Here is a 21,859-nt window from a genome sequence, read left to right on the forward strand (position 1 = left end):
TCAGTCGACCCCGTTCACTCGTCGAAACTCAAACTCAGCTTGCGCAAAAGTCCAGCCAGACGATCCCGATCTGCGCGGGGGAGAGCTTGCAGAAGGTCAGCCTCCACATCGACGAGGCGAGTGATAGCGGCGTCTACCCGCATGCGGCCGTCATCGGTCAGCGTGACCAGCACGCTCCGGCCGTCGTCGGGATCGGCTTCTCTCCGCACAAAACGACGACCGACGAGCCTGTCGATTCGATTGGTCATCGTTCCGCTCGAGACAAGGGTCTGTTGGAGCAACTGTTTGGGCGAGAGTTGGAAAGGGGATCCTGCGCGACGCAGCGCCGAGAGTACATCCCACTCCCACTGCTCCAGATCACTGCGCCGGAAGACATTCCGGCGAGCGCGGTCAAGATGCCGTGAGAGCCGGTCCATGCGGGACAGCACTTCGAGAGGAGAAAAATCGAGGTCGGGGCGCTGGGTGTTCCACGCGCCGACAATCCGGTCGACCTCATCCGCCTCGCTCATTCGCCCATTATCGCGTGTATGCCCGTGAGGGGCTGGCCACCGCAGGCAACGCGAGCATCATGAATGTGCTGTCTCAGAATCGTGTTTCCGGAGGGTCACAGACGTGGTGTCGCCAAAACCGGTGCTGGAGCATGGCAGAATTGGTGCGTGGCGCCCTCCGGGGAGCTACGGTCCGCCGTGGTGTAATGGCAGCACGACAGCCTTTGGAGCTGTTAGGTCTAGGTTCGAGTCCTGGCGGCGGAGCATGACTGGGAACAATCTCGCGATCGTCGTCCTCGCCGCAGGACAGGGCACGCGTATGAAGTCGCGGCTGCCGAAGGTGTTGCATCGCATCAGCGGTCGCCCGCTGGTGGGACACGTGCTCACCACGGCAGGTCGGTTGCAGGCAGCCCACGTCGAGGTGGTTGTGCGGCACGAGCGCGACCAGGTTGTTGCTGCGCTCGCCGCTGACTACCCAGACGCGATTTTTATCGATCAGGACCATGTTCCAGGCACAGGCCGTGCGGTTCAGGTGGCGATCGACGCGCTCCCCGGTGATTTCGATGGCGACGTGCTGGTGCTGTCCGGCGATTGCCCGCTGGCCGACTTCGACACGCTTTCTGCTTTCGTGGCGGAGCACCGCGAGTCCGGCGCACCGGCCACCCTGATGACGGCGTTGGTTGATGACCCCACCGGCTACGGACGAGTAGTGCGCGATGCAGACGGCGGAGTCGATCGCATCGTGGAGCAGAAAGACGCCACTGCCGACGAAGCAGCGGTGCGGGAGATCAACGCAGGGATGTACGTGTTCCGCGCGTCGACCCTGCGTACCTACCTGCCGCAGATCGGCGTCGAAAACGCCCAGGGCGAGATGTACTTGACGGATGTTCCCGGGCTCCTGCGTCGCGATGGTGACCGGGTAGCTGCTTCCGTTGTCTCCGACGTGTCTGTGACTTTTGGGGTGAACGATCGCGCTCAGCTGGCAGAGGTCGGGCGGTTGCTTAATCAGCGCATCGTCCGCCGTTGGCAGCTCGAAGGCGTTACGGTGATCGACCCCTCCACCACCTGGATCGATGACGACGCAAAGCTCTCACCCGATGTGACTGTTCTGCCGAACACTCACATCTTGGGTGCAACCGTGATCGCCCCCGGTGCGGTCGTTGGACCAGACACGACCCTCGTTGACTGCGAGGTCGGTGAAGATGCGAGCGTTCGTCGCACAGACGCCACGCTTGCCGTGATTGGCGCGCAGGCACAGGTCGGCCCGTTCTCGTTCCTGCGACCGGGCACGGTATTGGGCGCCAGAGGCAAAATCGGTGCGTACGTCGAGACGAAGAACGCCGAGATCGGTGAGGGAAGCAAGGTCCCGCACCTGTCTTACGTGGGTGATGCGACGATCGGCCGTGGAGTCAACCTCGGCGCGAGCACCATTACGGCCAACTACGACGATGTGCACAAGCACCGCACCGAGATCGGCGACGAAGTGCACACCGGTTCTCACACCGTCCTTGTTGCGCCCGTTAGGCTGGGTGCAGGCGCGAAGACCGGCGCCGGCGCGGTGGTCCGCAAGGATGTTCCGGCCGGAGCGTTGGCCATGACCGTTGCACCCCAGCGCAATGTCGAGGGTTGGGTCGAGAAAAACAGAGCAGGGACGGGCGCGGCGGATGCTGCCGTCCGAGAACGATCAGCGGAATAGGCAGGCCATGGCGCGCAAGAAGAAGACTGTCGATCTGGATCGGGACAACGGGGTAGCCCCCGGAATCATCGCGAAGACGAAGAAGCGGCTCGTCGTCGCTGGCGGGCGTTCGCACCCCGCCCTGACGGCAGCTGTCGCGGAAGCGTTGGGCACCGAGATCGCCCCTGTCGAGCACCGTACCTTCGCGTCTGGAGAGATCTATGCGCGTTTCGAGGTTTCGATCCGTGGCGTCGACCTCTTCCTCATCCAGACCTTCGGCGAGCCGGTCAATGAGTGGCTGATGGAAACGCTGATTATGATCGACGCCGCCAAGCGTGCGTCGGCCAAGCGCATCACCGTCGTCGCTCCGTACTATCCGTATTCTCGGCAGGACAAGAAGGGCCGCGGTCGCGAGCCGATCAGTGCTCGCCTGGTAGCTGACCTGCTGAAGACAGCCGGCGCAGACCGCGTGATGAGCGTCGATCTGCATGCGGCACAGATTCAGGGCTTTTTTGACGGACCAGTCGACCACCTGTTCGCGAAGCCTGTGCTGCTGGACTACTTCCAGAACACGCTCTCGGCGGAGGACCGTGAAATCCTCACCGTCGTCTCCCCGGATATGGGTCGAGTGCGCGTTGCAGACACCTGGTCAGACAGCCTCGGCGCCCCGCTTGCGATCATCCACAAGCGCCGCGACCCGAAGGTCGCGAACCAGGTTTCGGTGCACGAGATCGTGGGTGCCGTCGAGGGGCGCACCTGCCTTCTTGTCGACGACATGATCGACACCGGTGGCACGATCGTGAAAGCGGCTCAGGCGCTCAAAGCAGCTGGTGCTCACCGCGTCATCGTCGCCGCAACCCACGCGATCTTCAGCGACCCGGCGTCTGACCGACTGCAGGACTCGTCGATCGATGAGGTTGTGATCACCGACACGATCCCGCTGACGGAGTCGCGTCGATGGGAAAAACTCACGATTCTTCCCATTGCGCCGCTGCTCGCACGCGCGATCCACGAGGTCTTCGAAGACGGTTCTGTCACCAGCATGTTCGGCGGCGACGCGTAACTCATCGCTGGAGCACAGCCTTCGCATAGCCGCGGTACTTACGGTCGAAGTGTTGAACTTCTCACCGAAAGACACCGAGCCGGGAGGGCTATTATGCTCCGCACGACCGCACCGACCTCTGTCCGTACTGGCTCAGCGCTTCTCGGGGTAGCGGGGGTGTTTGTCCTTGCGGGTTGCGCGGGTACAGCCGACGCCAGCAACGTTTCGACAGATACCGGAACGGGGTCAACCGCCGAATCATCGACGAGTGCTGCGGGCGGCGACGCGGCAAACTACGCCGATGGCACCTACACCGCAGAAGGCTCGTATCAAACGCCGGAGACGGTGGAGCAGGTGTCCGTCACCCTCACACTCGCCGACGGCGTGGTGACCGACGTTGAGGTGACCGGCGAGCCGAGCAACCCAGAGTCGGAGCAGTACCAGAGCCAGTTCATCGCCGGCATTTCGGACGAGGTCGAAGGTGTGGCGATTGATGATCTCAACGTGACGCGCGTCGCTGGGTCGTCTTTGACCAGCGGAGGTTTCAACATCGCCGTCGATGCGATCAAGGAGCAGGCAGCCGCATAGGCGCCTGACACGGTATGGCAAGCTGGCGCTTCGAGGCAATCGGAACGCTCTGGGAGATTGAAACGACCGACACCCTCAGCGAAGTCATGCGTGATGCGGTATCCGCAACGATCGCTGAGTTCGATCGCACGTGGTCGCGGTTCCGCGAAGACTCAGAAGTCGCTCGCCTCGGAAGAAGTGGCGGTCGTATCGTGTCAGCGGATGCGGCGCCCATGCTCGATCTCTATGCCGACCTCACGTCTGCCACGCAGGGCGGTGTCAATCCGCTGATTGCCGACAGCCTCAGTGCGCTGGGGTATGACGCCGACTACTCGCTTGTCGCTCGTCCTCCGGTCCAGGCTCCTTCCGGTTGGGACGAACAGCTGTCATGGACGGAGACCGGAGTCTCGGCATCGTCTGCCTCGATGCTGGATATTGGAGCGCTCGGCAAGGGCCGGCTGATCGACCTGGTGATGCAGGTGCTGGCAGACCTCCCCGGCGACGTGGTGGTGGATGCGGGGGGTGATATTCGCCTGCGCGGAGCGGGTGTGCGTATCGCTCTGGAGCATCCTTTCGACTCGCGGAAAGCGATTGGAGTCATCGAGGCGCGCGACCAGGCGCTGTGCGCCTCTGCCATCAATCGGAGGGCATGGGGAGAGGGACTGCATCACGTTCTCGATGGCCGCACCGGCCTGCCTGTGCGCACATGGGCAGCCACCTGGGCGGTGGCGCCAGAGGCAATGCGGGCTGATGCCGCTGCCACAGCACTCTTCTTCGATGGCGGCGCACAGCTCGCCAACGAGTGGGAGGTCGACTGGGTGCGGATGAGCACAGACGGGCGCGTCGAATACTCCGCGAACTGTCCGGCTGAGCTGTTTCTTACCGGTGGCAACACCAGGCCAGCGCCAGAGAGATAGGGGAGAGCGGAACACATGACCACCTTCTTCACCGCCGCACGGCAACGGGTTCTTGCGGTGCTTGGCGGAGTCTCGATGTACAGGCTCGTCGTGTGTGCACTCGGCGGGCTCGCGGTGGTCGCGCTGATCCTGTCCCTTTTTGGCGTGCTCGTCTCGCCGACGCCCGCTGAGCTGCTGGCGTCATTCTTCGTACTCGCCGTCGTCGTGGTGGGCGTCGACGCGGCGGCCCAGCGCATCCTGCGGCTCCCGTTGCGGGTGGAGTCTTCCCTTGTCACCGCGCTCATCTTGCTGTTTGTGCTGCGCCCAGGAATCGAGTTTGGCGCCTTGGCGGGGCTCGCCCTGGCGGGGGCTCTCGCCAGTGTGTCGAAGTATCTGATCGCGTGGCGCGGCCGCCACATCTTCAACCCCGCGGCCTTTGGTGCGGCGGTCGTCTCCATCCTCGGCGCATTTGGAGCGTTTGCATGGTTGGGAACCTCATCGTCGTGGTGGGTCGGCACGCCCCTGCTGACGATTCCCGTCGTGCTTCTGGGATTGGCGGTGCTGTGGCGCACCGAGAAGGTGCAGGTTGTTTCCGCGTTCTTCCTCGTTGCCGTGGGTACTTCGGTGGTACGTCAGGCGGTGCAAGCTACGCAGTTCGGCATCGGGTTCGATGTGGCAACAGCACTGCAGTTTGCGGTGCTGCAGTCGCCGTTCCTCTTTCTCGGTGCCTTCATGCTCTCTGAGCCACTGACGCTTCCTCCACGTCGTCGGCAGCAGTTCGCCGTGGCAGTCGTTGTGGGGCTGTTGGCCGGCTGGCCTATCTCCGTCGCTGGCCTTTTCACGCTCGGGCAGGAACGTGCGCTTCTTGTGGGAAATCTGCTGGCGTTCGCCTTCGCCCTCCGGGGGTCACTGAGCCTGGTGCTGCAACGTCGCTCGTTCATTACTCCTCGCGTGCAGGAGCTCACTTTTGACGCCAGGGGGAAGATTCGATTTCTGCCAGGGCAGTACCTCGAGCTTGATGTTCCCCACTCGCGACCAGACGCTCGAGGCACACGCCGGGAGTTCAGCATCGTTTCGGCGCCGGCAGACCTCCCGACGTTGCGCGTTGCGTACACGAGCAGCGCGCCCACACATCCGTCGAGCTACAAGCGCGCCTTGGCAGCAGCGCAGCCGGGCGCGCGGCTCGCCGTTACGGGCACCTGGGGTGATTTCGTCCTTCCGAACAACGATCAGCCGGTGTTGATGGTTGCCGCTGGCATCGGGGTGACGCCATTCGTCTCGCAGCTCCGACAGCTGCAGGCGACCGCGCAGCATCGCGATATCGTGCTCGTCTATGTGGCGTCTGAGGCCAACGAACTCGCCTTCCGGGAGGAGATTGCATCGACGGGGGTGACGGCGATTGTCTTCACCCCGGATGAGCCGACGGATCTCCCCGCCCACTGGACATGGGCGCAGGGAGCCCGTGTAGACGCGGCAACGCTGCAGCGCACAGTCCCCGACCTCTCCATCCGGCACGCCTTTATCTCCGGTCCGCCACGCCTGATCGCCGCCCTTGCTCCTGCACTGCAGAAAGCACGCTCCCTCACCACCGACGCCTTCGCCGGCTACTGACCCCCTCCCGCCCCCGGCCCCGCCCCGGCCCCGCCCCTCCTCCTCTCGCCGACCCCCGGTGCATTTGTCGGGAGAAAGCCCGGATGTAGGGAGGTTTCCGCGCATGCGCGCGTGCCTGAAGGATTCTCCCGACAGGTGTGCTCGCTGTCCGTTCCTGCACACTTAGCGCTTCGGAGTGGATTCGCTCGCAGCGCGCCTCAGACGGAACCGGAAGACGAATGCGCAGCCCAGAATCGACGGATGCTTAGTGCTGCGTTTATTGCTGGCCAACACGGTGGGGTCGTGCGGGGAACCCTGCTTCGGACGTACGGGATCACCCGCCGGATGAGCGCGGCCGCGGTGCGCGGCGGCTCTCTCGCTCGGGTGAGAGCAGGGGTCTTTGCGGTGGTCGCCGCTGACGCCGCGATTGTGGAGGCGGCGGCCCACGGCGGAGCGCTCACCTGCGCGCATGCGTTGCGGCTGTATGGAGTGTGGTCTCTTGAGGCCGACGGGCCGGTGCATGTCTGGTTGGGAGGAAAAGGGCGCCCGCATCATGTGCGTTGCGAGTGTGTAGGGCACTACGACGCTGGCCGCGCAGGGGTTGGGCTCGCTCCGCTCGAACAGGTACTGATCCACGTGTACCGCTGCGCGGGGGAAGAAGCTTTCTTTGCCGCACTCGAATCTGCGCTCGCTCAGCGACTGATCGTGAGCACAGCACGGCGACGAATACGGCAACGTCTGCCCGCAGGCGCGCACTGGCTGATCGACCTGGCGCGGTCCGACGCAGACAGCGGACTAGAGTCTCTGCTTCGGCTACGACTCCATCTCTTGGGCATCAGTTTGGAGTGCCAGGTCGCGATTCCCACGGTCGGAAGAGTGGACTTCGTACTCGGTGGCCTCTTGATCCTGGAGACAGACGGCAAAGGCAACCACGCGAGTGCCGCACACCGGCACAAAGATCTTGTGCGTGACGCGGCTGCCTCGGCGCTCGGATACGAGACGTTGCGGTTCGACTACGCGCAGGTGATCCACGACTGGGCCTCGGTCGAATCGGCGATCGTTGCGGCCGTTCGGCGCCTGCAAGAGCGCAACTGACCGCCGCAACTGACCGCCGCACACTGTCCACTTGTCGGGAGAACGTACGGATGTCGGGCCAAACCGTGCGAGAACTGGCGCAGCAGGGCAATCTCCCGACAAGTGGACCTGGTCAGGGGGGAGCTGGGGGAGTTAGGGGGAGTTGGGGGCGTTGGGGGAGTAGGGGGAGTTAGGAGGTCTTGGCGGGTGGGGTGGTCGGGATGCGGACAGTGAAGGTCGTATCGCCCGGTTCGCTTTCGACAGAGATAGAACCGTGGTGGCCCTCGACGATGGCTTTGGCGATGGCGAGCCCGAGGCCCGTTCCGCCGGTCTGGCGGGCACGGGAGCTGTCGCCCCTCGCGAACCGCGCAAAAAGTTCCTCGCGGATTGCGGGATCAATGCCCGGTCCGTCATCGTGCACACGCAAGACCGCGTCTGCGTCCTCTTGCGCCACGCTCAGCGTGATCGTGGTGCCTGCCGGAGTGTGCGTTCGTGCATTGGCGAGCAGGTTCGCGACCACCTGGTGCATCCGTCCTGCGTCACCGAGAACAGTGACAGGCTCTTCGGGCACCTCGATGTTCCAGTGATGCTCAAGCGCAGTCGGACGTGCATCTGAGAGACCTTCCAATGCCAGCTGGGTGAGATCGACAGTGCCGTGCACGAGTTCGCGCCCTTCGTCGAGTCGTGCCAGCAGAAGGAGGTCTTCAACGAGGCTTGTCATTCGTAGCGACTGCGCCTGAATGCGCTCGAGTGATGACGTGGTGCCATCGATCACCTCGGGAGATCGGCTCTGGCCAAGCGCGCGGAGCGAAAGTTCGGAGTAGCCGCGAATAGAGGCGAGCGGGGTTCGTAGCTCGTGGCTGGCATCGGCTACAAAGCGCCGCATGCGTTCCTCGTTCTGCTGCCGAGAGGCGAGAGAAGTGTTCACATGGTCGAGCAGAGTGTTCAGGGACGCCCCCACAAGGCCGGTCTCGGTGCGGGGGTCGGCCTCAGATGCCGGAACGCGTTCGGTGATCGTGACCTCACCGCGATCGAGCTGTTGATTCGCCACTCTGGTCGCCGTCGTGGCGACAGCGCGGAGCGGCCGGAGCCCCACTCTGATGGTCACAGCAGTGGTCAGCGCCAGCAAGATCAGGCCGCCGACGGTTGCAAGGGCGATCACAGTGAGGAGCTTTGCGAGCAGGTTCTGGATCTCGGCGCGGGGGAGTCCTGTGACGACGATGACGCCGTTATTCGTTGTCGTGGCCACGACCCGGTAGGAACCGAGTCCATCGATCGAAACGGTGGTCGGGGTGTTGCTGCCTAGACCATTGATGAGGTTGTGAAGCTGCTCGGTGCTGAGCTCCTCTGGGGTGCCGCCGAAGTCCTCTTGCGAGTCATTGAAAGCAACGCCTGTCGCACCAGTCACCGGACTGGCGACGGCGAAAAGCAACCCAGGAATCCGTGGGTCTTCTCCGAGGAGGAAATTGTCGACGGTGGCCTGATTGGCCGGCACTCGCTCCACCAACTGTGAGGTAATGCGGGCGTATCCGACAAGCTTCTGATCGAGGTGTCGCTCAAGGGTGGTGCCCAGCGTCGCGCTGGTGATAACGGCGACGATGATGAGGATTAGGGAGACGAACCCAATGACGGCGGTCATCAGTCGCGTCTGCAGGCTCATCGGCCGTCTCACCATCGTCGCGGACCTCACTGCGGGGCCTTGATCATGTAGCCGACACCACGGACGGTGTGCAGCAACGGGGTGCGACCCGCATCGATCTTTTTACGAAGGTACGAAATGTAGAGCTCGACGACCGATGACTTGCCACCAAAGTCGTAGCTCCAGACCCTGTCAAGGATCTGCGCCTTCGACAGCACCCGTCGCTCATTTCGCATGAGGTAGCGGAGCAACTCAAACTCGGTGGCGGTGAGCTCGATCTCGGTCCCATCGCGCTCGACCTCGTGGCTGTCTTCGTTGAGGGTGAGGTCGGAGACACGCAGAATCGACTGGCCGTCATCGGCGGTGGCGTGTCCAGTGCGGCGAATGATTGCGCGCACACGGGCAATGACCTCTTCGAGGCTGAACGGTTTCGTGACGTAGTCGTCACCGCCGGCGGTGAGGCCAGCAACGCGGTCTCCCACGGCATCCTTAGCGGTGAGAAAGAGCACGGGGACGAGGTTGCCGGACTCGCGGAGTCGCTTGAGTACCGACATGCCATCGAGGTCGGGCATCATGATGTCGAGCACGAGTGCGTCTGGTTCGAACTCGCGTGCGACCTGCAGTGCCTCAAGGCCGGAAGACGCCGTGCGCACTTCCCAACCTTCCATGCGGAGCGCCATGGAAAGCAGATCGGTCAGCATCTGCTCGTCGTCGACGGCAAGCACACGCAAGGGGGAGCCGTCGGGGCGGCGCAGTTCGGGAAGATCGCTGGTCATGTCTCTATTCTGCGGAGTCTCCTATGTAATTTCTATGGAGCGAGCTATGCGTTGTCTGAGAGATAGGTGTTTCATAACCTGCTCTTCGATCTCCCATATGTGCGGCTTCTAGCGTCGTTCTCGCCCGCGATGGCCGCGGCAGAAGGAGAACGATGTACGGAACATACCTGCGGCGCGAACTCGCTGGTCGCAAAAAACAGACGGCGATAGTCGCGGTCGGATTGGCAATCGCCATCGCGCTCGTCATCATCGTTAATGCTCTGACCGCCGGAGTGCGTGACGCGCAGGCTCAAGCGCTCGAATCGGTCTATGGCGTCGGAACCGACCTCACCGTGACCGGTGCCGCTGCTGAGCCTGGGGACCGCGGTGGCGCGCGTTTCGAGTTCGATGCGGATGCGGGCGAGACAGATGGCGAGACCACCACGCTTGACCAGTCGACGTTGCGCACCGACCTTGCTCGCGGCACCCTCGACGCTGAAGTGCTGAACACCGTGGCGGCCGCTGATGGCGTGTCGGCGGCGGCTGGTGCGCTCAGCCTCACCAATTCGACTTTCTCTGGTGAGTTGCCAAGCGGCGGCTTCGGCCAGCAGGAAGAGACGCAAGACGGTACGCAGGGCGGCACACCGGGTGAGGGCCAGGCGCCCCCAGAGGGTGGTCAAGGTCGCGGAGGGGCCTTCGACGTCGACTCCTTCTCGGTGCTCGGTATTGATCCGGCAGCGACCGCGATCGGCCCACTGGCCTCCGTGGAAGTCAGTGACGGTCGCGGGTTCGACACAGACGACAGTGACGCGCTTGTCGCTCTGGTCGACAGCACGTACGCCACCACCAGCGAGATCGCGGTCGGTGACACCATCGACGTCGCCGGCTCCGATGTCGAGGTCGTCGGTATCCTCACCGCCACAGCGGATACGGCAGACACCGCAGCGAATGTGTACCTACCATTGGCGACAGCGCAGACGCTGGCTGGTGTGGGAGATGTGATCTCGACGGTTTATGTCCAAGCCGATTCCGCAGCATCTATTGACGACGTGCAGGCCGCGCTCGTCGAAGAGCTCCCCGAAGCCACCGTCACCTCGCAGGCGGAGCTTGCATCTACGGTTTCTGGATCGCTGTCCAGCGCAACAGCCTTGATCACGAACCTCGGCACCTGGCTCTCGATCATTGTGCTTGCCGTTGCCGTGCTGCTCTCCGTGCTGCTCACGCTGTCGGGGGTGGGGCGTCGCACGCGGGAGTTCGGAACTCTGAAGGCCATCGGGTGGTCGAACGGTCGCGTCGTGCGCCAGGTGGCGGGGGAGTCCATGGTGCAGGGCCTCATCGGTGGTGCCGCAGGTCTCGCGCTCGGGGTAATCGGCATCGTTGTCATCAACGTCCTGCAGCCCACGGTGTCTACGGCTGCGGAAACCGCCGCGAACACAGCGGGTCAGCCAGGTGCACCTGGCGGTGGAGGTGGCGGCCCAACCGGCGGCGGCGCACTTGTCTCGGCAACTTCCAACGCCGACATCGTGCTTCAGGCACCGTTCACACCGGGCGTCTTTGTTGCAGCGATAGGTCTCGCTGTGCTCGGTGGCCTCATTGCGGGCGCGTTCGGCGGCTGGAGGGCAGCGCGCCTCAGCCCGGCAGAAGCACTGCGGTCGGTGGCATGAGCGCCGCCTCATCTCGTTCGCCACGCGAACAGCCCCACACATCTGATCAGAAGGAGACTCTTATGACCGCTGCAGGCCTCGCACCTGACGCGCAGCATCAGCGCGATGAAACGCCGCTCTACCGCGCGACGGGGGTCACCCGCACCTACACGCAAAAAGGTCGCATTGTGAAGGCGCTCACCGGCGTCGATCTTCAGATCATGCCGGGCGACTTCGTCACAATCCAGGGGCCAACAGGTGGCGGAAAATCAACGCTGCTGCAGCTTCTCGGTGCCCTCGATTCCCCGTCCAGTGGTTCACTACAACTGGATGGCCGGGAGCTGTCGTCTGCGTCGGTAAAAGAACTGGGGCGGATCAGAGCGGAAGAGATTGGATTCGTCTTCCAAGGGTTCAACCTGATTCCCACGCTGACCGCATCAGAAAACGTCGACATGGCTCTTGAGCCTTTACATCTCGACAAAGAAGAACGACGCACGAGGGTACTGGCAGCGCTCGCGCATGTGGGGTTGGATGACCGCGGGGATCATCTTCCTACCGAGCTTTCCGGCGGTCAGCAACAGCGTGTCGCGATCGCTCGCGCGATCGTCAAGCGGCCACGAGTGTTGCTCGCCGACGAGCCGACCGGCAATCTCGACGAGAGCATGCGCGATGAGATTCTCGCGTTGCTGGAATCGCTCTGCGCCGATGGCATCACGATGATTGTCGTCACACACGACTCCGCGGTGGCTCGCCGCGCCACGCGGCGCCTTCGCCTGTCCAAGGGCACGGTGCAAGACATCACGCGCTGAGGTAAACATAAAAGAGGGGGCAGCCGCGGCTGCCCCCTCTTTTATGTAAAAACGTCAGTGCGTGTCTTCCGCCTCGATCTCGGTGCGGTCGCCCGACCACAGCGTGTGGAAGGTGCCTTCCTTATCGATGCGCTTGTAGGTGTGCGCCCCGAAGAAGTCCCGCTGACCCTGCACAAGCGCTGCCGGCAGCCGGTCGGCGCGAATGCCGTCGTAGTACGACAACGACGATGAGAACGCAGGGGAGGGGATGCCAGCCTGAGCGGCAGCCACCACGACACGACGCCACGAAGCCTGACCACGGCCCAACGCCTCCGCGAAGTACGGAGCAGCCATCAGCACAGGCAAATCGGGTGTCGCCGCATAAGCATCTGCGATGCGGTTCAGGAACTGGGCGCGGATGATGCAGCCACCACGCCAGATCTTCGAGATCGCACCGAGGTCGATGTTCCACCCGTATTCAATGGCACCAGCGCGGATCTCGTCGAAGCCCTGCGAGTAGGCGACGATCTTGGAGGCGTAAAGCGCAAGACGCACATCTTCGATGAACTGTGCCGTGTCTTCTGCAGCGACGGTGAACTCTTCTTCCGGACCGGGGAGAGAGCCAGCAACGGCACGCTGTTCCGGGTGTGAAGACAGGGAACGCGCGAAGGTCGCCTCGGCAATACCGGAGACAGGGACGCCGAGCGCAAGAGCGGTCTGCACCGTCCACGCTCCCGTTCCCTTGGCGCCTGCCTGGTCGAGAATGACGTCAACCAGCGGGTTACCCGTTTCGGCATCGACCTGGCGGAGCACCTCCGCGGTGATCTCGATCAGGTACGACTCCAGTTCGCCCCTGTTCCACTCGGCGAAGATCTCTGCGATCTCGGCCGGAGACTTTCCGGTGCCGCGACGAATGAGGTCGTAGGCCTCGGCGATGAGCTGCATGTCGGCGTACTCGATGCCGTTGTGCACCATCTTCACGAAATGGCCTGCTCCGTCGTGACCAATGTGCGTCACACACGGCTCACCCTCGGCGACAGCGGCGATCGACTTGAGGATCGGGCCGAGCGTGACCCACGACTCGTCTGAGCCGCCAGGCATGATCGAGGGGCCATTGAGGGCTCCCTCTTCGCCGCCAGAGATACCAGCGCCAACGAAGTTGATACCGGTCTCGCGCACTGCCTTCTCGCGACGGATCGTGTCGGGGAAGTAGGCGTTGCCGCCATCGACGATGATGTCGCCTGGTTCGAAAACCTCAACCAGTGAGTTGATGACCGCATCGGTCGGGCCGCCAGCCTTGACCATGATGATCGCGGTACGCGGCTTCTGCAGCGAGTCCGCGAACTCCTGGTAGCTCTGCGCCGGAACGAACCCGGCCTCTGGGTGCTCGGAGACGAGCGTTTCAGTCTTCTCGTGGCTGCGGTTGAAGATCGCCACGGTGTTTCCCTCGCGGCTCGCAAGGTTGCGGGCGAGATTCGATCCCATGACGGCGAGTCCGACGACTCCGATGTTCGCTGATGCTTCGGGCACAGAAGGCTCCTCGATCGTGAAGAAGGGGTTGCTTCAGCGTATCGCTGTACAGGCCCTTGCGCGCACTGTGTTGCGGCGACCTCTACGCTGGTCGAGTCGAGTACTCAGCGCGGAGGGAATCTTTATGACATCGTCGACGAGCAAGCTTCGGGCGGTGGTGGCCGTTCCACTACCGGAAGATCTCTGCCAGCTCATTGAAGAGAAAGAGCCGCGCCTCGAGCTTGTCCGCGACCACACTCTTGTGCCGCCGATGCGCTGGCCGGCTGACTGGTCGGGGGATCCCTCTTTCTCACGCACCGCAGAGCAGCAGCGCGCCTTCGATGAGATGGTGGACTCCGCCGACGTTCTTTTCGGGATCCCCGATGTCGACCCGCACGCACTCGCGCGTACCGTGGCCGCAAACAAAAGGCTGCGGTGGGTGATGACCACGGCTGCAGGCGGCGGCAGCACCGTTCGGGCAGCAGAACTGGATAGCGCCGCACTTGAGCGCGTCACCTTCACCACAAGTGCAGGGGTCCACGGCGGGCCGTTGGCAGAGTTTGCGGTTTTCGCCGTTCTCGCCGGAGCCAAAGATCTGCCCCGTCTGATGACCGATCAGCGCGAGAACGTGTGGCCAGACCGCTGGGAGATGCGTCAGATCGACGAGATGAGAGTGCTGATCGTCGGCCTCGGCGGGATCGGCTCTGAGTGCGCTCGCCGCTTCCACGCGCTCGGCGCTGAGGTGTGGGGCACCACCCGGTCTGGGCAGCCTGTAGACGGTGTGGAGCGCCTGGTCCCGCTCGACGACCTCATCGATGCTGTGCGCGATGTCGACGCGATCGTCGTGACCCTTCCCGGTACCGAGCAGACCAAGCACCTTATTGGCGCTGAGCTGCTGGCGGCGGTGCGACCAGGGGGCATCTTGGTCAACGTCGGTCGGGGAAGTGTCATTGACGAGCAAGCGCTGATCCCTGCGCTCGATGACGGCCGCGTGGCTTTCGCCGCTCTCGACGTCTTTGAGCAGGAGCCATTGGACGCCGCATCACCACTGTGGTCGCATCCGCATGTTCTGGTCAGTCCGCACACGGCAGCAATCAGCTCGAAAGAGGCGGAGCGCATCGCCCGCCGCTTCGCCGAGAACGCGACGCGCTTGCTCGATGGGAAACAACAACGCGCTGTGGTGAACACCGTCGAGTTTTACTGAGGGCTGGGGCGAAACAGATGAGTTCGCGCATCGTTGTGATGGGGCCAAGCGGCTGCGGCAAGTCGACACTCGGAGAAGCACTGGCGGAGACCATCGGCGCGCGCTTCATCGATGCTGATGACCTGCATCCGCTGACCAACGTCGACAAGATGGCGTCGGGGATCCCCCTCGATGACGAAGACAGAACGCCGTGGCTGCGTTCAGTGGGGGAGGCGCTTCAGGGCGAGGAACGGATTGTCGTTGCCTGCTCAGCGCTGCGGCGGCGCTATCGAGACGCGATTCGCGCCGAAGCGCCAGAGACTTTCTTTGCCGAGTTGCTGGTTGACCGTGCCACGCTCACCGTGCGTCTTGATGCACGGGAGGGACACTTCATGCCCCCAGCGCTGCTGGACTCGCAGCTTGAAACTCTTGAGTCGCTCCAGGAGGGCGAGAGGGGCGTACAGATCGCAGGCTCTCTCCCGCTGGATCAGCAAATCCAGGCTATTCAGGAGGCCGTGCGCGCCACGTATGGTGCGGTGTAGCGATCAGTCCTTGCGGTAGCTGGAACGGCCCATCGCGTAGAGCGCAATGAACGACGTGACGGCAGCACCCACAGTCATAGCTCCGATCAGCCAGAGGAGTGCGTGAGAGAGGAAAGCGCCGTCGAGCATGAAGTTCTCCGTGTTCTGCAGAAAAGGACCGGTGTCGCCAGCCTATCGGGTCATCCGGTACCATTGAGGCTGTACCTCGGCGAGGGATGATTTTGCGCGTGCGCGATCATCCGTTATCGACGCGGCGAAGCAAGCCCGGTGGCTTTCCTCACGTGTCAGCGAGTTCGAAAATTCCAAGACCACCGCGCGGCGCTCTCGTTGCGTGTCCCGAAGGAGAACCCCATGTCTGAAGACACCAAGGTCCACGCCGAGCTTCGCGAGAGCTTCGGCAAGGGTTTTGCCCGCCGCCTCCGCGCCGCAGGCAAGATCCCCGCCGTCATTTACGGCCACGGCACCGAGCCGGTGCACGTTGCACTTCCTGGTCACCAGGTTTCGCTCATCATTCGTCGTGCCAACGCTCTGATCGAGCTCGACATCGAGGGCAAGTCGCAGCTCGTGCTGGTCAAGGATGTTCAGCGCGACCCGGTACAGCAGATCATCGAGCACATCGACCTCCTCGTCGTGAAGAAGGGCGAGAAGGTCGCGATCGACATCCCGATCATCGTCACCGGTGAGTCGGCTGCTGGCACGATCGTCAACCTCGACGCGACCACGCTGTCGATCGAGGCCGAGGCTACGCACATCCCGCAGAACATCGAAGTTTCCGTTGAGGGACTGGAAGAGGGCGCGCACATCACCGCGGCCGACGTCAAGCTCCCCAAGGGTTCGTCGCTGCTGTCTGACCCCGAGGTTCTCGTTATTGCTGTCTCCGTTCCTGCCGCACCTTCTGAGGGCGACGAGGACTCGGCTGACGCTGGCGATGCAACCGAAGAGTCCGCAGCGGAGTAATTTCCGCCTGCTTCAGCACAGAGGGGACGCGATCGAATCGCGTCCCCTCTGTCGTATCCTGACCCGGGTCACGACACCCGCACAGTCACGACACCGGCACAGTGAGAGGACGAGGACATGGCATCCACCTGGCTCCTGGTGGGACTCGGCAACCCCGGACCGCGATACGAGTCCACGAGGCACAACATCGGTCAGATGGTGATCGACGAGATCGCGGCTCGTCGGGGCGAGGCTTTTCGTGCGCATAAGGGTGGCGCTCGCGTAGTCGAGACGTGGTTGAAGCCGGGGGCCGAGAAGTTGGTGCTCGCCAAGCCGAACAGCTTCATGAATGTCTCTGGCACTCCGGTGGCCGCACTCGCGCGGTTCTACTCTGTTCCGCCCGAGCAGATTGTCGTGCTGCACGACGAACTCGACATCCCTTTCGACACTGTCAAGCTCAAGGTCGGCGGCGGTCACGGCGGGCATAACGGGGTCCGTGACATCGCGCGTGCCCTGGGAACGGCTGACTTTCCGCGGGTGCGGATCGGTATTGGCCGTCCGGTGGGGCCGCAAGATCCGGCGGACTGGGTGTTGGCGCCGTTCGGAAAAGAGGAGCGGCCGAACTTGCCGATTCTCATTTCAGACGCCGCAGACGCCGCAGAATTGCTTGTCGCTGAAGGGTTGCTCGCCGCGCAGCAGAAATATCACGCACCGCGCTAGGGCACCGTCGCTTACGAGTAGCCCACTGCTCCGGCGGCGCCACCGATTGTGAGCGCGATGATCAGCACGGTGAAGAAGAAAATGACGCCGAACGCTGCCACGATGATGGCCGCAATGCCAGCCCCACGGCCCCGTCGCTTGGCGATCGCGATGATGCCGATCACGATCGCTGCGATGCCGAGAACGGTGCCTGCCCAGAAAGAAATCTCTGTCCAGAGCACCTGATCGCGCACAGGGGAAAGCATGCGGAGATCGTATGTGGCTGCTGTGGTTGTGGGCAGAGCCCTTCCGATTGTCAGCGCGTTGATGCCGGCGATGAGCGGCGTCACGATTGCGGCGACGAGCGCAAACACCAGCGCAAGTGTTCCGAGCATCGCAGACCGACGATTCGTCGTGGCCGGCGCAGTGTAGGCGCCTGTAGAGGTGGAATATCCGCCCACTGGCACCTGGTACGCCCCTGGCGGCGCCGGCGATACAGGGGGAACCGGCGGAGCAGAAAAACTCCCCGGGTATGCGCCGGGCGGGGGAGGTAGTTGCGGATCCGTCACGCCCCTATCCTAGGGCGAGGCATCCGATGGTGGTTGAATGCTCATGCGACCGCGACAGCGGACCACGACGAAGAGGGAATGCCAATGCTCGACACAGCACCATGGTTAACGCTTGTTCCGCCCGCCCTGGCAATTGTGCTGGCGATCATCACGCGGAAGGTCATGATCAGTCTCGGTGCAGGAGTTCTCGCTGCCGCCCTCTTGATCGTCAACTTCAATGTGCTTGACGCGCTGGCACTCACCTGGCAGTCGTTCTTCGGCATCTTTTGGGCCGATGGCCAGGTGAATACTTGGTACGTCTACATCCTCTTGTTCATCGTCGTGCTGGGTGTCATCGCCGCTTTCATCATGATGTCTGGCGGAACGCGCGCCTTCGCGGACTGGGCGGTGCAGCGCATCGCAACGCGCCGTGGCAGCCAGGTGTTGCCCGCGATCCTCGGCATCGTCATCTTTATCGACGACTATTTCAATGCTCTCGCCGTGGGCCAGATCAGCCGTCCTGTCACGGACGAGCACCGGGTGTCGCGCGCAAAACTCGCTTACATTGTCGACTCCACATCGGCGCCGGTGGCGGTGCTGGCACCGTTTTCGAGTTGGGGGGCGTACATCATCGGGATCCTCGCGCCCATCGTCGCGGCGTCGACGCTGACCATCAGCAGCGTGGAGGCTTTTCTGGGAGCGGCGGCATCGAACTACTACGCCATTGCCGCAGCGATCTTGGTGTGGCTCGTTATCGCCTTTCGGGTCGACATCGGACCCATGCGGAGGGAAGAGCGCCGTGCCTATGGGGAGGGGCTTCCGTACGCGAAGGGAGAGGTGGTGCCTGGCCAACTGAGCGCCGATCTGCCGGTGCACGAGCCTGGCGCGAAGCGCGCCGTCATCGTGCCGTTCGTCGCCCTTGTTTTCGGTGTCTTTCTGGGCATCGCGTGGACGGGCGTCAGCGCATCTGGCTCGTGGGACATTCTTGAGGTTCTTGCGAACACTGACCCCAGCGGTGCGCTGATGGTCGGAGCGCTCTTTGGCGTGGTGTGCGCGATGTACTACTACTGGCGTTACACCTCGCCGAACCCTAAGTTCGGCTGGAGCACCTTCGGCAAGGGGTGGCTGGACGGTGCGAAGTCAATGCTTCCCGCCATCGGAATTCTGATTCTCGCGTGGATGCTCGGCGGTCTTATCGAGACCCTCGGCACCGGATCCTTCCTCGGCGATCTTGTGGAGCGGTCGAATCTTGCTCCAGGATGGCTTATTCCGATTGTCTTCCTGAGCGCCGCGGCGATGGCCTTTTCTACAGGGTCCTCTTGGGGATCCTTCGGGTTGCTGCTCCCCATTGCGGGCGGCATCGTCAACTCCGTTGATGCACCGGAGTTGCTGCTCCCGATGCTGGGAGCGGTCCTCGCCGGGGCCGTTGCCGGTGACCATGCGTCACCTATTTCTGACACGACGATCCTGTCGGCGACTGGCGCAGGGTGCAATGTGATCACCCACGTGGTGACGCAGCTGCCGTTTGTTGCAATAGCGGTCACCGCCGCCCTGTTCGGTTATGCGGCGCTCGCGCTGACCAGCCTGGTCTGGGTCGGACTCATCGTGACGCTACTGACGCTCTTGGTCGCGATTGCGGTGTGCAGAAAGTTCGCGTCCCCCATTGATGCCAACTCTGACGGCAATTCTGATGCCAATTCTGACGGCACCGCGGCTGCGGCCGCAGCGTAACGTCAGCGCACGGCCCACACGCTCGCGTCGATCTCAGACGCGGCGCAGCAGACCGACGCGGTCGTAGACATCTGTGAGGGTGGCATCAGCGACGGCGTCAGCGCGACCAGCGTTCTCCGCGAGGATGCGATCGAGTTCTGCGGGATCGTCGAGCAGTTCCAGAGCGCGTGCGCGTACCGGCTCGAACTCGTTGACGACAACCTCAGCGAGTCCCTTCTTGAAATCGCCGTAGCCGCGCCCGGCATACTCGTTTTCGATCGAGGAGACCTGCTGCCCGCTGAGGGCAGCGTAAATGGTCAGCAGGTTAGAGACGCCGGGCTTGTTCTCGCGGTCGAAGCGCACGGAACCCTCGTTGTCGGTCACTGCGCGCATGATCTTCTTCGCCGACTTTGCTGGGTCGTCGAGCATCCACAGCACCCCGGCGTCGCTCTCTGCCGACTTCGACATCTTGGCGGTGGGGTTTTGGAGGTCGTAGATACGGGCGGTCTCTTTTTGAATGACCGGCATCGGTACCGTGAATGTCTCGCCGAAACGCGAGTTGAAGCGCTCAGCAAGGTCGCGCGTGAGCTCGACATGCTGCTTCTGGTCGTCACCGACAGGCACCACATCGGTCTGGTAGAGCAAAATATCTGCCGCCATCAGCACCGGGTAGGTGAACAGACCCACGCTCGTCGCGTCGGCGCCATAGCGGGTCGACTTGTCTTTGAACTGCGTCATGCGACCGGCCTCGCCGAAGCCGGTGATGGTGCTGAGGATCCAGGCGAGCTCTGCGTGCGCTCGCACGTGGGACTGCACATACAGCGTCGAGAGCGATGGCTCGATCCCGGCAGCGATGTACTGCGCCGCCGTACGGCGAGTCTTTTCGCGGAGCTCCGCTGGGTCTTGCGCGACGGTCAGCGCATGCAGATCAACGACCGAGAAATAGGCATCGTACGAACTCTGCAGATCCCGCCACTGCAACAGCGCACCGATGTAGTTTCCGATCTGAAGTGAATCGGCTGATGGCTGCATTCCGGAGTAAAGGCGAGGTTTCGTCACACTCTCAATCCTACGCGTTGCGTGCGGGGCCCTACGATGGGCGCATGACATCAGTCGCGCGTGGAGCGGTGTTTCTTGCGGCACTCGGAGACGACGCCGTGCGGTTGCATCCAGAGATCCGTGCCCAGATGCAGGTTGTCGCCGATAGTGACACCGCCGAGGGAGTATTCGAGATCGCAGGTAGCCGATTCGGGCGCCTCGCCTGGTGTGCAGCACCGGTTGTCGGACCGGGGTTACTGGTCACGCGGCGTGAGCGCAATGTTCCCTTTTCGATCACCACGGTTGCGGCCCAGACGAGGTCAGGGCGAGTGTCGCTCGACACCGCGCGCGAGTTTCGATTCCGAGCGGTGACACAACACATCACCGATCGGCTCACGATAACGGCGCGCCCAGGGATTGTGCACAACGTGATGGGCGCGCGCGGACGCGTGCAGCTCCTCGAGCACTGCTCAGTGACGGCAGAAGGCGCGTTGAGAATGCGAACACACGCTGTGTCTCTGAAACTGGGGCGCGTGCGGATTGCACTCCGCGGCATTTTGCGAGTTGACGTCGACCTCGTCGACGGATGGGACGAGGAGTTGCGTCGTCGCACGATCAACATGCGCGCGACGAACCCTCTGCTCGGCACCGTGCTGGAGTACCGGGGATGGTATCGCCACGCCCAGGTTGAGCCTGGTCAGTAGCTGTAGTCGACGACTACGGGAGCGTGGTCGCTCCAGCGCTGGTCGTAGGCCGCTGCCCTCGCCACGTGATAGGTCGACACACGCTCAGCCAGGGCCGGCGTCGCGAGGTGATAGTCGATGCGCCAGCCGGAGTCGTTGTCGAACGCCTGACCGCGCATCGACCACCACGTGTACGGACCGTCGATCTCACCGTGGAACTTTCGCCCCACATCGACCCAGCCGAGGCCGGTGCCCAGGGTGCCGTCGACTCCCGTGATCTCTGTGTCTGCTTCGCCAAGGAAGCGATCGAAGTATGCGCGCTCGCGGGGGAGGAACCCTGCCTTCTTGCGATTGCCTCGCCAGTTCTTGATGTCGAGTTCGCGGTGTCCGACATTGAGATCTCCTGTGACCAGGGCAAGTGCGTCGTTGCGCTTGAGTTCGGCGAGGCGGGTGCCGAAGGCGTCGAGGAACTTCCACTTCTCGTCTTGCTTCGGGGTATCAACTTCGCCAGAGTGCACGTACGCACTCACGACAGTGAGGGGGCGGTCTCCCAGCAGATAGTCCGCTTCGATCCAGCGCCCCTTGGAGTCGAACTCGTCTGGACCAAAAGTAGTGCGCGAGGCCATGGCCGGCGTACGGCTGGCGATGGCAACGCCGGCGCGTCCCTTAGCGGTCGCGGTGTCGTGAACAAAAGACCATCCAGGAAGCGCCGCTTCGAGATGCTCGTCTTGGCCACGGACTTCTTGCAGGGTGAGGATGTCGACCCCTGCAGAGTCGAGCCAGGCGCTCATTCCGTTACGAACCGCCGCTCGAATTCCGTTGACGTTGACACTGGCGATCCGCAGATGAGGCAT

The 21,859-nt window shown here is 63.1% G+C and carries 22 protein-coding genes and 1 tRNA gene; 15 read left to right on the top strand and 8 right to left on the bottom strand.

Annotated features, from left to right (window positions below; translation table 11 throughout):
* Positions 1-14 precede the first annotated feature (14 nt).
* On the bottom strand, positions 15-509 hold the full coding sequence (locus tag AB0O87_RS13540; protein WP_363517019.1) for a MarR family transcriptional regulator: 495 nt from the start codon (positions 507-509) through the stop codon (positions 15-17).
* Between the two features lie 171 nt (positions 510-680).
* Between AB0O87_RS13540 and AB0O87_RS13545 the strand changes: the two genes are divergently transcribed.
* From AB0O87_RS13545 to AB0O87_RS13575, 7 genes are all read left to right on the top strand, one after another.
* Positions 681-752: transfer RNA gene (locus tag AB0O87_RS13545), tRNA-Gln, on the top strand.
* Position 753: 1 nt separating this feature from the next.
* Positions 754-2,184: a bifunctional UDP-N-acetylglucosamine diphosphorylase/glucosamine-1-phosphate N-acetyltransferase GlmU gene (glmU, locus tag AB0O87_RS13550; RefSeq protein WP_363517022.1), complete on the top strand. Its 1,431-nt coding sequence runs from the start codon at positions 754-756 to the stop codon at positions 2,182-2,184.
* Positions 2,185-2,191: 7 nt separating this feature from the next.
* Complete coding sequence (locus AB0O87_RS13555; protein ID WP_363517025.1) at positions 2,192-3,226, top strand: ribose-phosphate diphosphokinase; 1,035 nt, start codon at positions 2,192-2,194, stop codon at positions 3,224-3,226.
* Positions 3,227-3,319: 93 nt separating this feature from the next.
* Positions 3,320-3,793 (top strand): hypothetical protein, encoded by a 474-nt coding sequence (locus AB0O87_RS13560; protein ID WP_363517028.1) that lies wholly within the window; start codon positions 3,320-3,322, stop codon positions 3,791-3,793.
* A 14-nt stretch (positions 3,794-3,807) separates the two neighbouring features.
* Positions 3,808-4,689, top strand: coding sequence for an FAD:protein FMN transferase (locus AB0O87_RS13565; RefSeq protein ID WP_363517031.1), 882 nt, complete (start codon positions 3,808-3,810; stop codon positions 4,687-4,689).
* 15 nt (positions 4,690-4,704) lie between these two features.
* On the top strand, positions 4,705-6,279 hold the full coding sequence (locus AB0O87_RS13570; RefSeq protein ID WP_363517034.1) for a flavodoxin reductase: 1,575 nt from the start codon (positions 4,705-4,707) through the stop codon (positions 6,277-6,279).
* 240 nt (positions 6,280-6,519) lie between these two features.
* The gene (locus AB0O87_RS13575; RefSeq protein ID WP_363517037.1) at positions 6,520-7,353 is read left to right on the top strand and encodes a DUF559 domain-containing protein; all 834 of its coding nucleotides are present in this window, start codon (positions 6,520-6,522) and stop codon (positions 7,351-7,353) included.
* A gap of 169 nt (positions 7,354-7,522) precedes the next feature.
* Here AB0O87_RS13575 and AB0O87_RS13580 read toward each other — a convergent pair whose 3' ends face one another.
* Together AB0O87_RS13580 and AB0O87_RS13585 are read right to left on the bottom strand one after the other, a co-directional pair.
* Positions 7,523-8,971: an ATP-binding protein gene (locus AB0O87_RS13580; RefSeq protein ID WP_363517040.1), complete on the bottom strand. Its 1,449-nt coding sequence runs from the start codon at positions 8,969-8,971 to the stop codon at positions 7,523-7,525.
* 47 nt (positions 8,972-9,018) lie between these two features.
* Positions 9,019-9,747, bottom strand: a complete 729-nt coding sequence (locus AB0O87_RS13585) for a response regulator transcription factor (protein ID WP_363517043.1) — start codon at positions 9,745-9,747, stop codon at positions 9,019-9,021.
* Positions 9,748-9,899: 152 nt separating this feature from the next.
* Here AB0O87_RS13585 and AB0O87_RS13590 point away from each other — a divergent pair, with 152 nt between their 5' ends.
* The gene (locus AB0O87_RS13590) at positions 9,900-11,390 is read left to right on the top strand and encodes an ABC transporter permease (protein ID WP_363517046.1); all 1,491 of its coding nucleotides are present in this window, start codon (positions 9,900-9,902) and stop codon (positions 11,388-11,390) included.
* 62 nt (positions 11,391-11,452) lie between these two features.
* A complete protein-coding gene (locus tag AB0O87_RS13595) occupies positions 11,453-12,178 on the top strand; it encodes an ABC transporter ATP-binding protein (RefSeq protein WP_363517049.1) in 726 nt (241 codons plus the stop codon).
* A gap of 54 nt (positions 12,179-12,232) precedes the next feature.
* Here AB0O87_RS13595 and gndA read toward each other — a convergent pair whose 3' ends face one another.
* Positions 12,233-13,687 carry an NADP-dependent phosphogluconate dehydrogenase gene (gndA, locus tag AB0O87_RS13600; RefSeq protein ID WP_363517052.1) on the bottom strand — a complete coding sequence of 485 codons (1,455 nt, stop codon included), beginning with the start codon at positions 13,685-13,687 and terminating at the stop codon, positions 12,233-12,235.
* A gap of 124 nt (positions 13,688-13,811) precedes the next feature.
* Here gndA and AB0O87_RS13605 point away from each other — a divergent pair, with 124 nt between their 5' ends.
* On the top strand, positions 13,812-14,870 hold the full coding sequence (locus AB0O87_RS13605; RefSeq protein WP_363517055.1) for a D-2-hydroxyacid dehydrogenase: 1,059 nt from the start codon (positions 13,812-13,814) through the stop codon (positions 14,868-14,870).
* Between the two features lie 17 nt (positions 14,871-14,887).
* A complete protein-coding gene (locus AB0O87_RS13610; RefSeq protein WP_363517058.1) occupies positions 14,888-15,391 on the top strand; it encodes a gluconokinase in 504 nt (167 codons plus the stop codon).
* A gap of 3 nt (positions 15,392-15,394) precedes the next feature.
* On the opposite strand, the gene AB0O87_RS13615 is transcribed toward AB0O87_RS13610, so the two are convergent.
* The gene (locus AB0O87_RS13615) at positions 15,395-15,520 is read right to left on the bottom strand and encodes a hypothetical protein (RefSeq protein ID WP_363517061.1); all 126 of its coding nucleotides are present in this window, start codon (positions 15,518-15,520) and stop codon (positions 15,395-15,397) included.
* 222 nt (positions 15,521-15,742) lie between these two features.
* Between AB0O87_RS13615 and AB0O87_RS13620 the strand changes: the two genes are divergently transcribed.
* Positions 15,743-16,348, top strand: coding sequence for a 50S ribosomal protein L25/general stress protein Ctc (locus tag AB0O87_RS13620; RefSeq protein WP_363517064.1), 606 nt, complete (start codon positions 15,743-15,745; stop codon positions 16,346-16,348).
* A 117-nt stretch (positions 16,349-16,465) separates the two neighbouring features.
* Positions 16,466-17,047 (top strand): aminoacyl-tRNA hydrolase, encoded by a 582-nt coding sequence (pth, locus tag AB0O87_RS13625; protein ID WP_363517067.1) that lies wholly within the window; start codon positions 16,466-16,468, stop codon positions 17,045-17,047.
* A gap of 11 nt (positions 17,048-17,058) precedes the next feature.
* Here the strand turns inward: pth and AB0O87_RS13630 are convergent, their stop codons facing one another.
* Positions 17,059-17,595 carry a hypothetical protein gene (locus tag AB0O87_RS13630; RefSeq protein WP_363517070.1) on the bottom strand — a complete coding sequence of 179 codons (537 nt, stop codon included), beginning with the start codon at positions 17,593-17,595 and terminating at the stop codon, positions 17,059-17,061.
* Between the two features lie 84 nt (positions 17,596-17,679).
* Between AB0O87_RS13630 and AB0O87_RS13635 the strand changes: the two genes are divergently transcribed.
* Positions 17,680-19,305: a Na+/H+ antiporter NhaC family protein gene (locus AB0O87_RS13635; protein WP_363517073.1), complete on the top strand. Its 1,626-nt coding sequence runs from the start codon at positions 17,680-17,682 to the stop codon at positions 19,303-19,305.
* A gap of 33 nt (positions 19,306-19,338) precedes the next feature.
* On the opposite strand, the gene trpS is transcribed toward AB0O87_RS13635, so the two are convergent.
* The gene (gene trpS, locus AB0O87_RS13640; RefSeq protein WP_363517076.1) at positions 19,339-20,343 is read right to left on the bottom strand and encodes a tryptophan--tRNA ligase; all 1,005 of its coding nucleotides are present in this window, start codon (positions 20,341-20,343) and stop codon (positions 19,339-19,341) included.
* Positions 20,344-20,387: 44 nt separating this feature from the next.
* On the opposite strand from trpS, the gene AB0O87_RS13645 reads away from it, so the two are divergent.
* Complete coding sequence (locus tag AB0O87_RS13645; RefSeq protein WP_363517079.1) at positions 20,388-21,026, top strand: DUF4166 domain-containing protein; 639 nt, start codon at positions 20,388-20,390, stop codon at positions 21,024-21,026.
* Here AB0O87_RS13645 and AB0O87_RS13650 read toward each other — a convergent pair.
* Positions 21,020-21,859 carry an exodeoxyribonuclease III gene (locus AB0O87_RS13650; RefSeq protein WP_363517082.1) on the bottom strand — a complete coding sequence of 280 codons (840 nt, stop codon included), beginning with the start codon at positions 21,857-21,859 and terminating at the stop codon, positions 21,020-21,022. The genes AB0O87_RS13645 and AB0O87_RS13650 overlap by 7 nt on opposite strands.

The organism is Microbacterium sp. NPDC076768 (assembly GCF_040687205.1).
GTDB lineage: Bacteria > Actinomycetota > Actinomycetes > Actinomycetales > Microbacteriaceae > Microbacterium.

Coding starts and splice junctions, on each gene's coding strand:
- AB0O87_RS13540 (WP_363517019.1), bottom strand. CDS start 509: ATGAGCGAGGCGGATGAGGTCGACCGGATTGTCGGCGCGTGGAACACC.
- glmU (WP_363517022.1), top strand. CDS start 754: ATGACTGGGAACAATCTCGCGATCGTCGTCCTCGCCGCAGGACAGGGC.
- AB0O87_RS13555 (WP_363517025.1), top strand. CDS start 2,192: ATGGCGCGCAAGAAGAAGACTGTCGATCTGGATCGGGACAACGGGGTA.
- AB0O87_RS13560 (WP_363517028.1), top strand. CDS start 3,320: ATGCTCCGCACGACCGCACCGACCTCTGTCCGTACTGGCTCAGCGCTT.
- AB0O87_RS13565 (WP_363517031.1), top strand. CDS start 3,808: ATGGCAAGCTGGCGCTTCGAGGCAATCGGAACGCTCTGGGAGATTGAA.
- AB0O87_RS13570 (WP_363517034.1), top strand. CDS start 4,705: ATGACCACCTTCTTCACCGCCGCACGGCAACGGGTTCTTGCGGTGCTT.
- AB0O87_RS13575 (WP_363517037.1), top strand. CDS start 6,520: ATGCTTAGTGCTGCGTTTATTGCTGGCCAACACGGTGGGGTCGTGCGG.
- AB0O87_RS13580 (WP_363517040.1), bottom strand. CDS start 8,971: ATGACCGCCGTCATTGGGTTCGTCTCCCTAATCCTCATCATCGTCGCC.
- AB0O87_RS13585 (WP_363517043.1), bottom strand. CDS start 9,747: ATGACCAGCGATCTTCCCGAACTGCGCCGCCCCGACGGCTCCCCCTTG.
- AB0O87_RS13590 (WP_363517046.1), top strand. CDS start 9,900: ATGTACGGAACATACCTGCGGCGCGAACTCGCTGGTCGCAAAAAACAG.
- AB0O87_RS13595 (WP_363517049.1), top strand. CDS start 11,453: ATGACCGCTGCAGGCCTCGCACCTGACGCGCAGCATCAGCGCGATGAA.
- AB0O87_RS13605 (WP_363517055.1), top strand. CDS start 13,812: ATGACATCGTCGACGAGCAAGCTTCGGGCGGTGGTGGCCGTTCCACTA.
- AB0O87_RS13610 (WP_363517058.1), top strand. CDS start 14,888: ATGAGTTCGCGCATCGTTGTGATGGGGCCAAGCGGCTGCGGCAAGTCG.
- AB0O87_RS13615 (WP_363517061.1), bottom strand. CDS start 15,520: ATGCTCGACGGCGCTTTCCTCTCTCACGCACTCCTCTGGCTGATCGGA.
- AB0O87_RS13620 (WP_363517064.1), top strand. CDS start 15,743: ATGTCTGAAGACACCAAGGTCCACGCCGAGCTTCGCGAGAGCTTCGGC.
- pth (WP_363517067.1), top strand. CDS start 16,466: ATGGCATCCACCTGGCTCCTGGTGGGACTCGGCAACCCCGGACCGCGA.
- AB0O87_RS13635 (WP_363517073.1), top strand. CDS start 17,680: ATGCTCGACACAGCACCATGGTTAACGCTTGTTCCGCCCGCCCTGGCA.
- AB0O87_RS13645 (WP_363517079.1), top strand. CDS start 20,388: ATGACATCAGTCGCGCGTGGAGCGGTGTTTCTTGCGGCACTCGGAGAC.
- AB0O87_RS13650 (WP_363517082.1), bottom strand. CDS start 21,859: ATGCCTCATCTGCGGATCGCCAGTGTCAACGTCAACGGAATTCGAGCG.